This is a genomic window from Curtobacterium sp. ODYSSEY 48 V2 (genome assembly GCF_023712625.1).
Classification (GTDB): domain Bacteria; phylum Actinomycetota; class Actinomycetes; order Actinomycetales; family Microbacteriaceae; genus Curtobacterium.
In genome coordinates, this window is the sequence record NZ_JAMAXX010000005.1 from 229,530 (window position 1) to 245,085 (window position 15,556).

11 protein-coding genes are annotated in these 15,556 nt (G+C 74.0%); 10 read left to right on the forward strand and 1 reads right to left on the reverse strand.

Going from position 1 to position 15,556, the window contains the following annotated elements; translation table 11 throughout:
* Positions 1-124 precede the first annotated feature (124 nt).
* From aroA to M3666_RS09705, 10 genes are all read left to right on the forward strand, one after another.
* Positions 125-1,504: a 3-phosphoshikimate 1-carboxyvinyltransferase gene (gene aroA / locus M3666_RS09660; protein ID WP_251155097.1), complete on the forward strand. Its 1,380-nt coding sequence runs from the start codon at positions 125-127 to the stop codon at positions 1,502-1,504.
* A 4-nt stretch (positions 1,505-1,508) separates the two neighbouring features.
* On the forward strand, positions 1,509-2,567 hold the full coding sequence (gene rsgA, locus M3666_RS09665; RefSeq protein WP_251155098.1) for a ribosome small subunit-dependent GTPase A: 1,059 nt from the start codon (positions 1,509-1,511) through the stop codon (positions 2,565-2,567).
* A 221-nt stretch (positions 2,568-2,788) separates the two neighbouring features.
* Positions 2,789-3,829, forward strand: coding sequence for a hypothetical protein (locus tag M3666_RS09670; RefSeq protein ID WP_251155099.1), 1,041 nt, complete (start codon positions 2,789-2,791; stop codon positions 3,827-3,829).
* An 18-nt stretch (positions 3,830-3,847) separates the two neighbouring features.
* Positions 3,848-4,633 carry an inositol monophosphatase family protein gene (locus tag M3666_RS09675; protein ID WP_209682271.1) on the forward strand — a complete coding sequence of 262 codons (786 nt, stop codon included), beginning with the start codon at positions 3,848-3,850 and terminating at the stop codon, positions 4,631-4,633.
* Positions 4,634-5,159: 526 nt separating this feature from the next.
* Complete coding sequence (locus tag M3666_RS09680) at positions 5,160-7,886, forward strand: LuxR family transcriptional regulator (protein ID WP_251155100.1); 2,727 nt, start codon at positions 5,160-5,162, stop codon at positions 7,884-7,886.
* A 418-nt stretch (positions 7,887-8,304) separates the two neighbouring features.
* On the forward strand, positions 8,305-10,143 hold the full coding sequence (gene glmS, locus M3666_RS09685; protein ID WP_251155101.1) for a glutamine--fructose-6-phosphate transaminase (isomerizing): 1,839 nt from the start codon (positions 8,305-8,307) through the stop codon (positions 10,141-10,143).
* A 167-nt stretch (positions 10,144-10,310) separates the two neighbouring features.
* Positions 10,311-11,024 (forward strand): M50 family metallopeptidase, encoded by a 714-nt coding sequence (locus tag M3666_RS09690; RefSeq protein WP_251155102.1) that lies wholly within the window; start codon positions 10,311-10,313, stop codon positions 11,022-11,024.
* Between the two features lie 195 nt (positions 11,025-11,219).
* The gene (locus M3666_RS09695; protein ID WP_251155103.1) at positions 11,220-11,792 is read left to right on the forward strand and encodes an NUDIX hydrolase; all 573 of its coding nucleotides are present in this window, start codon (positions 11,220-11,222) and stop codon (positions 11,790-11,792) included.
* Positions 11,793-11,867: 75 nt separating this feature from the next.
* Entirely contained in the window at positions 11,868-13,271 is a 1,404-nt protein-coding gene (locus M3666_RS09700) for an O-acetylhomoserine aminocarboxypropyltransferase/cysteine synthase family protein (RefSeq protein WP_251155104.1), read from the forward strand.
* 2 nt (positions 13,272-13,273) lie between these two features.
* Positions 13,274-14,578, forward strand: a complete 1,305-nt coding sequence (locus tag M3666_RS09705; protein ID WP_251155105.1) for an LLM class flavin-dependent oxidoreductase — start codon at positions 13,274-13,276, stop codon at positions 14,576-14,578.
* A gap of 20 nt (positions 14,579-14,598) precedes the next feature.
* On the opposite strand, the gene M3666_RS09710 is transcribed toward M3666_RS09705, so the two are convergent.
* Complete coding sequence (locus M3666_RS09710) at positions 14,599-15,429, reverse strand: hypothetical protein (protein ID WP_251155106.1); 831 nt, start codon at positions 15,427-15,429, stop codon at positions 14,599-14,601.
* Positions 15,430-15,556: the final 127 nt, after the last annotated feature.

Here is a 15,556-nt window from a genome sequence, read left to right on the forward strand (position 1 = left end):
CTAGGCCGAGCCCGCCGAGCGAGCCGTCGATCGTCGTCCGCACGGTCGGCAGTGCCGTCCGTGACCGTTCGAGTGTCGCTGTCGCCAATGGTCCTCCCGCGGTGTTCAGTACCCTGGTGAACCGATGGCCCAGTCGACGCATTCCCAGCAGCCCGATCCCTGGATCGCACCCCTCGCCCGCGGACCCCTGCGCGGCGACGTCGCCCTGCCCGGCTCGAAGTCGCTGACGAACCGGGAGCTGGTCCTCGCGGCGCTGGCCGACGGCCCCTCGACCATCCGGCTCCCCCTGCACTCGCGCGACTCCGCCCTGATGGTCGCCGCGCTCCGGCAGCTCGGCGTCGGGATCGACGAGGTCGCCCCCGCGGACGGCACGGCTCCGAACCCGTACGGGCCGGACCTCCGGATCACACCCGCGCCGATGCACGGCGACGTCGCCGTCGACTGCGGGCTGGCCGGCACCGTGATGCGCTTCCTGCCGCCGCTCGCCGCGCTGGCGACCGGCCCCGTGACGGTCGACGGCGACCCGTACGCGCGGAGGCGACCGATGGGCGCGATCATCCGCGCCCTCGCCGACCTCGGGGTCGACGTGACGGACGACGGCGACGGCGCGATGCCCTTCTCGTTCACCGGCACCGGATCGGTCCGCGGGGGCCGTCTCGAGATCGACGCGTCGGCGTCGTCGCAGTTCGTGTCCGGGCTGCTGCTGTCGGCGCCCCGCTTCGACGAGGGCCTGCACCTCACCCACGTCGGCGAGCGGCTGCCGAGCCTGCCGCACATCGACATGACCGTCGCGGCGCTCCGCGCTCGCGGTGTCCGCGTGGACCAGCCGACCGTCGGCGAGTGGGTGGTGCACCCGGGCCCGATCGCGGCGCGCGACGTCGTCATCGAGCCCGACCTGTCGAACGCCGCGCCGTTCGCGGCGGCTGCGCTCGTCGCGGGCGGCACCGTCCGGATCCGCACCTGGCCGACCGACACCACGCAGGTCGGTGCCGACCTCGAGACGCTCCTGCCCCTGTGGGGCGCGACCGTCACGCGGGACGGCGACGACCTCGTCTTCGACGGCGGCGTCGGGGTGGCCGGTGGAGCCTCCCTGCCGGGTGTGACGCTCGACCTGTCCCGCGGCGGCGAACTCGCACCGGCGCTCGTCGCGCTGTCGGCCCTGGCCGACGGGCCGAGCGAGATCACCGGGATCGGCCACCTGCGTGGCCACGAGACGGACCGCCTCGCCGCGCTCGCGGCGGACGTGAACCGGTCGGGAGGCTCGGTGCAGGAACTCGACGACGGCCTGCGGATCACGCCCGCCCGCCTCCACGGGGGTGGCTGGGCCGCGTACGACGACCACCGGATGGCGACCGCGGGCGCCCTCGTCGGTCTCGTCGTCGACGGCGTCGCCGTCGACGACGTCGGCTGCACGGCGAAGACGCTGCCGCAGTTCCCCGAGCTCTGGGCGGACCTGGTGGCGACCGGTGCGGACCACGCTGCGGGCCACCGGACGGGAGCGTGACGCCGTGAGCTGGTGGGACGACGTCGACGGGGACGACACCGACGAGGACGAGCCGTACGGACAGTACGAGTCGAAGGTGCGGATCCGGCCGAACCCGAAGGGCAACCGGCCCCGCACGAAGACCCGTCCGAACTACGACGACGCCCCGACCGGCTGGGTGACGAACGTCGACCGCGGGCGCTTCGGCGTGCTGGTTCCGGCCGGCCAGGACGACGAGCGGGTGATCACGGCGACGAAGGCCCGGGAGCTCGGCAAGAAGTCGGTCGTGACCGGCGACCGCGTGTCGCTCGCCGGGGACGTCTCGGGCGACGCTGGTTCGCTCGCGCGGATCGTCAAGGTCGCCGAGCGGTCGACCCTGCTCCGCCGGAGCGCGGACGACAGCGACGAGGTCGAGCGCGTGATCGTCGCGAACGCCGACCAGATGCTGATCGTCGTCGCGGCGGCGGACCCCGAGCCGCGCCCGCGACTCATCGACCGGTACCTCGTCGCGGCGTTCGACGCCGGCCTGGACCCGGTGCTCTGCATCACGAAGACCGACCTGGCCGACCCGGCACCGTTCCTGGCGCACTTCGCCTGCCTGGACCTCCGGATCGTCACGAGCCGGTCGGACGACGTGCCGTTCGACGCCCTGCACGAGGTGCTCGACGACACGGTGACCGTCACCGTCGGGCACTCCGGCGTCGGCAAGTCGACGCTCGTGAACGCCATCACCGGCTCGACCCGCGCGACCGGCGTGGTCAACGCGGTCACCGGTCGCGGGCGGCACACCTCGTCGTCCTCGATCGCGCTGCGCGTCCGTGACGGTGGGTGGATCATCGACACCCCCGGCGTCCGGTCGTTCGGGCTCGGGCACGTGCAGCCGGAGAACGTCTTCCGGGCCTTCGCGGCGCACGCCGTCCCGGTGCGCGAGCCCGCCGACGGCATCCCGCTCGCACAGGCGCACGACTGGGAGATCGTCGACCGCGTGCACGACGGGGAACTCGGGGCGACCGGCGTCGAGCGGCTCGACTCCTTCCGCGCCCTGCTCACCGGCATGGGTGCGGAGGACCCCGGCGCGGACTGACCCGAGGCGGGGGTCGTCCCGCGCGCGGGGACCGTCGCGCCCGTGGGGACCGACCGGGCGTGGGGGCCGTCGCGTGCGTGGTGACCGTCGCGTGCGGCGCGGGTGTACCGTTGCCCCTCGTGCCCGAAGTTGCAGAACACAACACAGCCAGACCCGAACCGGTCCACCACGGTGACCACGCGGCGGAGCACCCGTCGCGAGCCGACCGTCCCACGGCGGCGATGGCGGCGGTCCTGCACCCCGAACACCTCGGACGGTCGCTGCGGTCCTTCGGGTCGCACATCCTCGTGCCGCTGTTCCTGGCGGTCGGGATGAGCCTCGCCTACCTCGGCGCGTTCCACGCCCCGACCCCGCACGAGCTCCCGGTCGGCATCGTCGGCCAGGGCCCGGAGGCCCAGGTGTTCGCCCAGACCGTCACCGACGGCTCCGACGGCCGGCTGGTCGCGCACGTCGTCGGCTCGACGGCCGAGGCCGAACGGCAGGTCCGGGACCGCGACCTCGCCGCCGTGTACGCGCCGGGGACGGACGGCGCCGTGCTCTACGTCTCCACGGCCGCGAGCGAGACCACCGCGACCGCAGCCCAGAAGGTCTTCCTGCCGATCGCGTACGAGCAGCACCTGCCGTTCACCGTGCACGACGTCGTGCCCACCGGTGACGAGGACCCGACCGGCCAGGGACTCTTCTTCCTGCTCGTCGGCCTGAGCGTCGGCGGGTACGCCTCCGCGATCGCCGTCGCCGCGGCGGCCGCGAAGCTCCGCGCGCTCTGGACGGTCGTCGTCGGCGCCGTCACCGCCGGGGTCGTCGCCGGCATCGGTGTCCTGGTCGCCGGACCGCTCTACGGCGTCATCCCGGACCACCGCTGGCAGGTCTTCCTGTTCGCGTGGCTCTACGACGCCGTCATCGTCGCCCTCGGCGTCGGGCTGCACCCGCTGCTCGGGCGGTGGACCACCCCGATCCTGACGATGCTCTTCGTGATGCTCAACTTCACGAGCTCCGGCGGGATCTTCCAGCCGTCGTTCCAGCCCGGCTTCTTCGCGGCGCTCAACACGTTCTGGAGCGGCGCGGCCTGGCTCGGCGCCGCGCAGGACCTCGTGTACTTCCCCGGAGCGTCGCTGACCCGGTCGGTGGTCGTGCTCGTGCTGTGGCTGGTCGTCGCGGTGCTGCTCGGTGTCCTCGTGCACGGGCTCGCCGCACGCCGGACCCGCATCGCCCGCGAGCGCGCGGTGTCGCGCTACGAGGAGGAGCAGGTCGTCGCGGCCTAGGGCGCTAGCCTGACCTCCGTGGACCTCAGCGCCGACCTGGACTTCGCCCGCTCCCTCGCCGACACCGCCGACGCGATCAGCCTCGAGCGGTTCCGCGCCGCCGACCTGCACGTCACGACGAAGGCCGACAGCACGCACGTCACGGACGCCGACCAGGCGGTCGAGCGTGCCCTGCGCGAGCGCCTGGCCGCCGAGCGCCCGGACGACGCGTTCCTGGGCGAGGAGACGACGGCGGACACCGGTGCCGACGCCCTGAGCGAGGGGCACCGGCAGTGGGTGGTCGACCCGATCGACGGCACCGCGAACTACCTGCGGGGCGTGCCGGTCTGGGCGACCCTCATCGCCCTCGCCGTCGACGGCCGCCCGGTGCTCGGCGTCGTCAGCGCCCCGGCGCTCGGCAAGCGCTGGTGGGCCGCGGAGGGGCTCGGCGCGCACTCGACCGACGGGCCCCTGCGGGTCTCCGGCGTCACGGCCCTGTCCGAGGCGAGCCTCAGCTACAACAGCATCCAGCAGTGGGACGAGGACGACCGGCTCGACGCCCTCGTCACCCTGTCCCGCAAGGTCTGGCGCACCCGGGCGTACGGCGACATGTGGTCGTACATGCTCGTCGCCGAGGGGGTCCTCGACGTCGCGGGCGAACCCGACCTCAAGCCGTGGGACATCGCGGCCCTCGTGCCGATCGTCGAGGAGGCGGGCGGCCGCTTCACCTCGCTCGACGGCGACCCTGGCCCGTGGCACGGCAGCGCCCTCGCCACGAACGGGCACGTGCACGACGCCGTCGTGGACGTCATCCGGCGTCCGTAGCCCCTGGTCGTCCCGACACGGGCGACACCGGGGCAGGGCGGACGCTGCGCCGCGGTGTACCCCGCTTGTCCCCTGCGCGCGGCCCGGCCGACGGTGCCGGACCCCCGGACGGGGGCAGGGACCCCCCGGACTGGGGCCAGGCGAGTCGGACACTCTGCTGACGAGCACTTCGGTGGCGTCCGATGGGCGGGTTATCGTGCTCACGGCTGATCGGACGCACCGGGTTCCCTAGACCCGGACCGTGTCGGGTCCGTCGTCCATTACTCGTCCGAAAACCCTGACCCGAGGGGTGGTCCAGACGATGACTTCATCGTTCCCAGGCGGAACCGAGTGCACCCTCACTCGTCGTCCGCGTTATCTCACCGACAGCCCTGGTGTGCGCTCCGTCGCCGCCTCGCGTCCGTCCGTCGCCACGGTCCCTGCCCGTGACGCCGACTGGATCCCGTCCGTCGCCGTGGTCTCCCGCCGCGCTGCCGACCGGACGCCCACCGCAGTCTCCGTCCCCGGACCCGGAGGCCGGTGAGTCATGGCACTCACCGGTCGCCGTCTCGAGGTCGACCGGATCGCGACCCTCGCTGTACTCCCTCGTGAGTCCGCGATGGTCGTCGTCGGCGACCCTGGTTCCGGGCGCAGCAGCGTCCTCGACGCGGTCGCTGACCGCGTCTCCCTGCCCGTCGTGCGGGTCGGTGTCAACGGGAGCGAGTCCCGCTGGCCCCTGGCCGGCGTGACCTCCCTGTTCACCGCACTCGACGATCCGCGGGCGACCGCCCACATCGCGCACCTGCTGCAGGCCGGTGGCGCGACGAGCGGGCTCGCCGCCGCGCACGACTTCCTCGAGGCCGTGCAGACCCTGACCCTGCCGCCGACGGTCGTCCTGATCGACGACCTCGACCGGATGGACCGCGAGAGCCAGGAGCTCATCGCGTTCCTGGCGGGTCGGCTCGCCGGCACGGCACTGCGCCTGGTCGCAACGGTCCGGACCGTGCCGTCGGACGGTCCGCTCACGGCCCTCCCCGTGCTGCGGCTCGAACCGCTGGCCGCCGACGTGTCCCTCGCGCTGGCCCGGTCGATGGCACCGGAGGGCGCGAACGACGGCGTCCTCGCGATCCTCGCCGCTGCGACGGGCGGCAACCCCGGCGCGCTCCGCGAGCAGTTCGACATGCTCTCGACCGCCCAGCTGACCGGCACCGAGCCGCTCGTGCTGCCGTTGCGCCCGACCGCCACGACCGAGGCCATCGCGGCACTGACCCTCGACGTGGTCGAGGGTGCCGCCGACACCGACACCGACACCGACACCGACGACGCGGGACGTGGTCTGGACGTCCTCGCCCGGCTGTCCCTCGTGCCGGTCGCCAGGACGACCGGATGGGACCGCGACGCCGTCGACGACCTCGCCGACGCCGGGCTCGTCGTCGTGCGCGGCCAGACCGTCACGGTCCGCGACCCGCTGCTGCGGTCGGCCCTGTACTGGCGGATGTCCGCACGCACCCGGCGCACGCTGCACCGCGAGCTCGCCGCGGCGAGCGCCGAGGCGGATCCGCGCGCCGCCGCGTGGCACCGGAGCTTCGTCGACGACGTCCCCGACGTGGTCGCGCTGCTCGACGCCGCCGCGGGCTACGTCGCCGACGGGGCACCGCACGCCGCGGTCGCCCTGGCCGAGCGTGCCCTGCACGTCGGCTCGGGCGGTGAGGACGAGCGGACGGCACTGCTCGCCGTCACCGAGGCGCTGTTCGCACAGCGTCAGCTCGGGCTCGCCGCGCGCTACCTCACCGCGATGCGCCCGTTCCGGCGCGGGTCGGACGAGGTCCGGCGCCTGCGGGTCCTGTACTCCGTGCAGTACCTGCGCGGCGAGACCGTGCACGCGGACGAGCTCCTCGTGCCCGTGGACGCGGAGGCACCCGAAGCCCCCGCGACCGCCGGGCTCCTGGCGATGGTCGCCAGCTTCCGGGCGGAGACGTGGGACCTCGAGCAGGCCCGCGACCTGCTCGCCCGGGTCGAGCAGCTCGCTCCGGTGGTCACCCCGCACACCGCGGAGATCGCCGGCGCCGTGCAGTGCCTCGTCGCCGCGCTCGACGGTTCGCTGCCCGCCGACACGGAGCTCTACGACGGACTCTCGACGGCGCGGCTGATGGCGATGTCCGACCCGGCACTCCTGCTCGTGGCACACGCGCTGAGCCTCGCCGAGCGGTACCGGAGCGCACGTCGCGTCTTCGCGCTCGTCGTCGCCCGCGGGCAGGACACCGAGGCCGTGTGGGTCGAGGGAGCCCGCTACCTGTCCGCCGAGAACGAGCTGCGCTCCGGCAACTTCCGGCAGGCCCTCCGCGCGATCGACGCCTGGGAGGCCGGGAGCGCCCTGTCCGCGCAGCGGCTCCGCGAGCCGTCGCGGGCGGTCGCGGTCGCGTGGCGCCACTTCGCCGAGGGCCGTTCGCTCGAGGCGCTCGAGGTGGTGGACCGGTGCCTGGCGCTCCGCTCCACGGTGCTGCTCTGGGGCACCACGGCCCGGCTGCACGCACTCCGCGGGCGTGTGCTGCTGCTCGACGGTCGTGTCGACGAGGCGGTGACCGCCCTCGAGGCGGCGGACGCCGTCGGCCGGTCGCTGCGCAACCCGACCGTGCTGCGGCACCTCGGCGACCTGGTCGAGGGCTACGTGCGCCTCGGCCGGATCGACGACGCCCGGAACGCGACGGCCCGGCTCGCGGCCGACCACCACGCCCGGCCGTCCCGCTGGGGGGCGCTCGTGCTGGCCCGCAGCCTGGCGCTCGTCGCCGACGACGCCACCCGTGAGACGGCGCGTCGTCGAGCCCTCGAGCTGTTCCAGCCGCACGACTCGCAGTACGAGCGCGCTCGCACCTTCGCCGCCCTGACGGCGGTGGGCACGGACGCCGAGCGGCCCCGCCTCGGCGCCGCCGCCGCGGCCGCGTACGAGGCGGCCGGTCTGCGACGACCGCTGGCGACGCCCGCGCCGACGGCGGTCATGCCGGCCTTCGGCGTGCCGACGTCACTGCGGTCCGGACCGGTGCTGTCCGCCCCGGTCCCCGGGTCACCGCGGAGCGCCCCGGACGCGTCCGTCGTGCTCACCCAGCTGACCGCGGAGGAGCGCGCCGTGGTGCAGAAGGTGACCGAGGGCTACCGCAACCGCGAGATCGCCTCGTCGCTGTTCATGTCCCAGCGCACCGTGGAGCTGCGCCTGACGCAGATCTACCGGAAGGTCGGTGCGCGCTCGCGCTCGCACCTCGTCGCGCTGCTCACCTGATCGCGCGACCCGCGGACGCAGGGCGACCGCTCGACGGACGGGAGGCCCGGTACCAGCTGGTACCGGGCCTCCCGTCCGTCACGCCCGACGTCGGACCGCGAGCCGGCTTGCGGGAGTCCGCACCGACGACACGTCGGGTCGCACCGCTCGCGCGGTGAACCGCAAGAGCCGCTGCGCGGTGTTGTCCCGGCGGACCCGCCGGGCGAGGCTCGTGGTGCACCGACCGTCGTGCCCTTCCCGGAAGGGCCCGTCCGCGGATCACGACCGTCCGGTACCCGAACCGCCGACCCTCCCGGTCCGCCCCCGCCTGATCCGCGGGTGGACCGGCCGGGCGACGGACCCGGACCCGCGGCAGACCCGGCGGCGGTCGGTGCCGCTCCCCGGCACCGGGCCGGTCCACCACCCGAACGGACATCGTATGTGCGGCATCATCGCGGCGCGCGTCAGCGACGACGTGACCCCCTTCCTGCTCGACGGTCTCGAACGGCTGGAGTACCGGGGGTACGACTCCGTCGGCGTCGCGGTGCGGACCGCCGCCGGTCGGATCGCCACGGTCCGGTCGGTGTCCCGCGTCGCGGACCTGCGGGCGGACCTCGCTGCACGGGCGGCCGCGGTACCGGCAGAGGACGCCTCGACCGGGCTCGGGATCGGGCACACCCGCTGGGCGACCTGCGGGACGGTGCGCGAGGAGAACGCGCACCCGCACGCCGACTGCTCCGGCCGGATCAGCGTCGTGCACAACGGGACCGTCGAGAACGCGGGACGGTTGCGGGCGACGCTCGAGCAGCAGGGGCACGTCTTCCGGTCCGAGGTCGACTCCGAGGTCATCGGGCACCTGGTCGAGCGTGCACTCCGCGTCGACCCCGACCTCGTGCTCGCGGTGCAGATCGCGACCGCGCAACTGCGGGGCTCCTGGGCGATCGTCGTGCTCGACGCCCGGGACGGCCGCATGGTCGCCGCCGCGAACCGGTCGCCCCTCGTCGTCGCACGCTCGGCACGGGGTGACTTCGTCGCGAGCGACGTCGGCACCATCGCCCGGTGGTGCGAGACCTTCGTGCCGCTCCGGGACGGCGACGTCGTCGAGCTCGGCGAGGCGTGGAGCTGGTCGTCGGAGGGCATCGCCGTGCCCGTGCCCTTCCCCACCCCGTCCCCGTTCGCCACGACCGCGCTCGACGTCGACCTCGGCGACCACCCGGACCACACGGCCAAGGAGATCGCCGAACAGCCCCGGGTCGTCGCCGACCTGCTCGAGCGCGTCCGGCAGCGCACCGCGGACGGCAGCACCTGGACGGGGCTCGGGCTACCGGCGTTCGAGCGGCTCGCCGTCGTCGCCTGCGGGACGTCGCTGCACGCCGGCCAGGTCGTCGCCGGGACCGCGCGCACCCTCGGCGGCGTGCCCACCGACATCGTCGTCGCGAGCGAGGTGGACCACGCCGTCCTCGGTCGCGACACCCTCGTCGTCGCCATCAGCCAGTCCGGGGAGACCGCGGACGTCCTCCGGGCGCTCGACCGGCTCGACGACCGGTACCCGGTCCTGGCGCTGACGGACGACGTGCACTCGTCCCTCGCCCGCCGAGCCGACGCGGTGCTCGCCTGCCACACCGGCCCCGAGGTCGGGCTCGCCGCGACGAAGACCTTCACGGCGCAGGTGGTCGTCGGCGTGACCGCGGTCCTGTCGGCACTGGTCGCCTCGGGCCGGCTCGAGCCGACCCGCGCCGCAGCCCTGGTCGACGAGCTCTCCGGACTGCCCGAGCGGATGGCGGCCGCCGCCGCGGTCGCAGCCGAGCGCATCCCGCTCCTGGCCGCGACGGTCCGTGACGCGCCCGGGTTCCTGTTCGTCGGCCGCGGGCCCGGGCTGCCCTACGCAGCCGAGGGTGCGCTGAAGGTGGAGGAGCTCGCCTACCGGTGGGCACGGTCCTGCCCCGTCGGTGAGCTCAAGCACGGTCCGCTCGCGCTCGTCGACGACGGCACCCCGGTCGTGGTGGTCGACCACGGGGACCCGCGCATCGCCTCCGCCGTCGCCGAGGTCCGGGCCCGCGGGGGCCTCGTCGTCACGATCGGCCGTGCGGGCTCCGACGTACCGGCGATCACCGACCGCGCGGAGGCCACCGACCTGGCCTGGGGACGGTCGCTCGCACCCTGGGGTCCGGTCGAGGCGGTCGTGCCCCTGCAGATGCTGGCGCGTGAACTCGCGCTGCAGCTCGGTTGCGCGGTGGACAAGCCCCGCGCCGCCGCGAGGTCGGTGACGGTCGAGTAGCCAGGCACGTGCAGCGCAACCGGGTGACGGTGTTCCTCGTCGTCCTGACCGGCCTGGCGGTCGTCGCGACGGTCGTCGTGGTGGTGCTCGTCGTCGTGGACGCCGTCCGCTGACCCGACGGCCCGCGCGGTCAGCGTCCTCTTGGTGGGTGCTGCCATCCTGGCGTCTTGACCGCAGCAGCCCCGCCCCTCGTGTTCGTCGCCGTCCTGGTCGGCGCCGTCCTGCCCGTCGTGCCCCTGGTCGGCCGGGTCGCCCGGATCGCGGGCACCATCGTGCACGAGGTCGGCCACTGCGTCGTCGTGGTGCCGTTCGGCGGACGCATCGACCGGATCGACCTGCACGCCGACGGCTCCGGCGAGGCCTGGGTCCGACTCGGGCGCGTGCCGGCGGCGATCCGCTGGCTGGTCCGGGTCCTCAACCTCTTCGCCGGGTACAGCGCGCCGCTCTGGGCCGGGGTGCTGCTCGTCTCCGGGGTGCTCCAGGGGTCGCGGTGGCTCCCCGTGGTGGTGCTCGCCGTCGTCGGCCTGGTGGCCCTGGCGTTCGTGCGGAACTGGTTCGGCCTGCTCGTCGTGCTCGGTTTCGACGCGCTCGCGCTGTGGGTGGCGGTCCGGCCGTCGGAGGCCACCGTGCTCGTCGTCGCCGCGGTCGGCACCGCGTTCGTGGTGGACGGTCTGCGGTCCCTCGTGCACGTCGCCCGCTGGCTGCTGACCGGCGCCCGGGTGCAGACGGACTTCCACATCGCCGCCGCCGAGATGCGGGTGCCGGCCGTGCTGTGGTTCGTGCTCTTCGTGGCGGTGAACGGGGTGGCGGTGTGGCTCGCCCGGGAGCCGCTCCTCGCCATGTGGGACACCGTCGCCGCCGGGGTCCGCGCGCTGTTCTGACCCGGGGCCGAGGCGTCGGCGGACCGGCGTCGGCAGCCCGGCCGCGCTCCTGCGACATCGCACGCGTCGATCGACCGGTGCGGTGTCGAACGATGCGCACGGACACGACGTCGGCGCACGAACCGACGTCCCACGCGTCGATCGACACGCGTCTCGTCGCGTGCCCGTACCCGTCCGCCGTGCCACGATCGTCGGATGCGCCCCGCCGATGCCCTCGCCGCGCTCACCGACGCGCCGTCGCCCGACCGCGAGCGGTTCGTCGGGTTCGTCCGCAGCACCGGGGACGCTGCACTCGACCGGTCCCTCGGCACGGAGCACCTGACGGCGTCGTGCTTCGTGTTCTCGCCCGACCGGTCCCGCGTCCTGCTCTGCCTGCACCGCAAGGGCCGGTTCTGGGTGCAGTTCGGCGGGCACCTCGAGCCGCGGGACCCCGACCTGGCCGGGGCGGCTCGGCGCGAGGCCCGCGAGGAGTCCGGCATCGTCGGCCTCGAGCTCGACGACGGCGTCGTGGCCGACCTGGACCGCCACGACCTGCACGGCGGCTTCTCCTGCGCGGCGCACTGGGACGTCGGCTTCGTCGCCACGGCGGCCCCCTCCACCCGGACCGCGGTGAGCCACGAGAGCGAGGACGTCCGGTGGTTCCCGGTCGACGCGCTCCCGGATCCGATCGCCCCGGGACTCCCCCGACGCCTCGCCGCACTGCTCGCCGACGCAGACGCAGACGCGAGCACGGCCGCTCCCGCTCGGGGTGGCACCGCCGGCCCGTAACCCGACGCCGCAATGCCCCACCGGGCCGTCCGGCCTGCGAGAGTACCCGCACGACGGACACGCCAGGAGGACCCCATGTCGAACGACGGCCACGGCTTCGCCACCGAGCAGGTGCACGGCGGGTTCCTGCCCGACACCGCACACGGAGCGCGGGTCCCAGCGATCCACATGACCTCGGGCTTCCTCTTCGACGACTTCGAGCAGGCCCGCGAGCGCTTCGCCGGTGCCGACGACGGGTACACCTACACACGGCTGGGCAACCCGACGAACGCCGACGTCGAGCGCCGCGTCGCACTGCTCGAACGGAGCGCCGAGGCGATCCTCGTCGGCAGCGGCCAGGCGGCGGTGACGGTGGCGCTCCTCGGGCTCCTGCAGGCGGGCGACCACGTCGTGAGCGCCCGGAGCATCTACGAGGGCACGAAGGGCCTGCTCCTGCAGAACCTGGCGCGCCTCGGCATCGAGGTCGACTTCGTCGCGGACCAGCGCGACCTCGACGCGTGGGCCCGCGCGGTTCGGCCGAACACGAAGCTCTTCTTCGCCGAGACGATCCCCAACCCGAAGAACGACGTCCTCGACATCGCCGGGGTCGCCGACACCGCGCACCGGGCGGGCGTGCCGCTCGTCGTGGACAACACCCTGGCGACGCCGTACCTGGTGCGGCCGGTCGAGCACGGCGCCGACGTCGTGGTGCACTCCGCGTCGAAGTTCCTCTCCGGGCACGGTGCCGGCCTGGGCGGGCTCGTCGTCGACGGCGGGACCTTCGACTGGGGCCGTACGCCGGAACGCTTCGCCCACCTCACGACGCCGGACCGCGCCCTCGGCGGGCAGAGCTACGTCGAGCGCCACGGCAGCCGGGCCTTCGCGGTGTACGCGCGTGACGTCGTCGCGTCGCGGATCGGTCCGACGCCGTCGCCCTTCAACGCCTTCCTGCTGCGTCAGGGCATCGAGACGCTGTCGCTCCGCGTCGAGCGCCACGTCGCGAACGCGCTGGCCGTCGCGTCCTTCCTGGAGCGCCAGCCGGAGGTGACGAGCGTCGACCACGCGGGGCTCGCCTCCAGTCCGTACCACGACCTCGCCCAGCGCTACCTGCCCCGTGGGGCCGGCTCGGTCTTCGCCTTCACGCTCGCCGGTGGCGAGTCGGCCGCCCGCGCCTTCATCGACGCGGTGCAGCTCATCAGTCGGATGACCCACCTGGGTGACGTGCGCTCGCTCGTGCTGCACCCCGCGACCACCACGCACGCCGGCCGCACCGCGGCCGAGCGGGCCGAGCTCGGCATCGGCGACGGCCTGGTCCGGCTGTCCGTCGGCATCGAGGACGTCTCCGACCTGCTCGCCGACGTGGAGTGCGGCCTCGCGGCGGTCCGTGCGGCCACCGGACGGGACGGCGCCGGCCGGGAGGCCCGCCCCGCCCCCGCCACCGAGGTCGCGGCCCTCGCACGCGCCGTCCCGCAGGGCCACCTCGTCGCGCAGGAGGTCTGACGGTGGGCGATCTGCAGCACTTCGGGTACTTCTTCTCGCGGGGGTTCGGCCCGCAGGCGTGGGGACGGTCCGACTGGGACTGGGGCCACGACTGGACGAAGCCCGACCTGTACCAGCAGTCCGTCCGGGCGCTCGAGCAGGCGGGGATGGACCTCGTGATCGCCGAGGACGCGATCTCCCTCGGCAGTCCGGCGACCCTCGACCTGCGGATCCGGCAGGCGTACGGCGGTCCGAAGCACGACCCGCTGCTGCTCGCGCCGTACCTGTTCGCGGTGACGCAGCACATCGGCATCGCACCGACGGTGAACGCCGGCATCACACCGCCGTACCTCGCCGCGCGGCAGGCCGCGACACTCGCGCACCTGTCCTCGGACCGCTTCGGGCTGAACGTCGTGACCGACACCGGCAGCGCCCGGCACGTCGGAGCGGCACCGCTCCCGCACGACGCCGCGTACGACCGCGCCGAGGAGTGGATCACGCTGCTCCGACGGCTCTGGCACTCGTGGGGCGACGGCTACGTCGGGGACCCGACGGACTGGCACTTCGCCGACGGCGACGCACTCGACGCGTTCCACCACGAGGGCGCGTACTTCACCGCCGACGGCCCGCTCAACGCGCTCCCGCTCGACGCTGACCCGGTCGTGGTCTCCCCCGGCGGATCCGGACGCGGGCTCGGGTTCGCCGGGACGCACTCGGACGTGCAGCTCGCACTCGCACCGTTGACGGCCGAGGCGGTCCGTGCGTACCGGTCGCGGGTACTGACCGCCGCGACCGACGCCGGGCGCAGCGCGGACGACCTGCGGGTGCTGTTCGTGCTCAAACCGGTCCTGGTGCCCTCGGTCGAGGAGGCCGAGCGCGTCGTCGCCGCGTCACGACACCCGTCGGATGCCGATCTCCGAGCCGCCGCCGTCGCGTGGTCGAGCGACTCCGAGACGGACCTGCTCGCCCTCGACCTGGACGCACCGATCCCGGACGGGACCTTCGGCGACCACGTGTCCGCGGGCACGGTCCGTGGGCTGGTCGGGGACACGCCGGACGCGCCCCTCCGGGAACTCCTGACCCGGAAGGCCCGGCTCGGGCGGATCAGCGCGCACGAGGGGTTCGTCGGGACGGCCGAGGAGTTCGCGGACTTCGCGGAGGAGCTCGGGGCGGACGCGGACAACGACGGGTTCATCCTGTCCGGCGACCTGCACCCGGCACAGGTGTACCGGCTGACGGGCGACCTCGTGCCCGCACTGCGCCGCCGGGGGCTGCTGCGCTGGGAGTACGGCAACGGCGGCCTGCGGGCGAACCTGTTCGACTTCTGACCCGGCCCTACCGCGTGGTCCTACTGCTTCTTGTCAGACTTCTTCTTGTCGGACTTCTGCTTGTCCTTCTTCTTCTTGTCCTTCTTCTTGCCGTCCTTCTTCTTCTTGTCCTTCTTCTTGTCCTTCTTCTTCTTGTCGGACTGCTTCTCGTCCTTGTCCTTGGTCTTCGTGCCCTCGTCCTGCTCGCCGGGCTGTTCCGCCGGGAAGTCGTCGTCGACCACCGTGCGCGAGGCGCGGACACCGGAGGGCGCGATCCCGTCGACCGGCTCGACCACGACGGACGTGCTGGTGTCCGAGAGCACGTCGACCTGCTGCTCCTCGACCACGGGTGCCAGGGCGTCCTCGACCCGCTCCACCACGAGCTCCGCCCCGTCCTCGGCGAGCCGCAGGAGCGCCTGGGCAGCACGGACCCGCGTGGTGGTCCTCCGTGCGAGCACGTCGGCCCGGGCTCCCTCGAGGAACCCACGCAGCGCCCGCTCCACCGCCGAGCGACCACGCGGCGCCGACCGATCGAGGCGGTCGAACTCGCCGGCGATGCCCGCGACGTCGTCCTCGACGTGCTCGTCGCGCACCGACGTCACCAGCGCGGCCACCGCCGACGCTGCCCGTTCGACCGTGGCCGAGCGCTGGTCGAGCACGACGAGCATCTCGAACACGGTGCCGTACGACACCGTCTCGAGGCGCACCGGCTCGGCACCAGGACCGCGGACGACGAGCCGTGACCCGGGCGTCGGCAGCCAGGCGACGACGGCGGCGACGGTCGCGACGGACCCCACGATCCGCTCGTACTCCGCCAGTCCCAGACGGTCCTGCTCGCGCAGACGGACTCGGATCGCGATCTCCTGCACCACGTGCTGCCCTCCCGGTCGGGTCGACGCAGGACCAGCCCCGCGCTCGCTCCGGACAGTAGTCCGGGACCCCGGGGGAACGACGAACGCCCCGGCGCCGTCCTGGGGGACGACGACGGGGCGTTCGGGT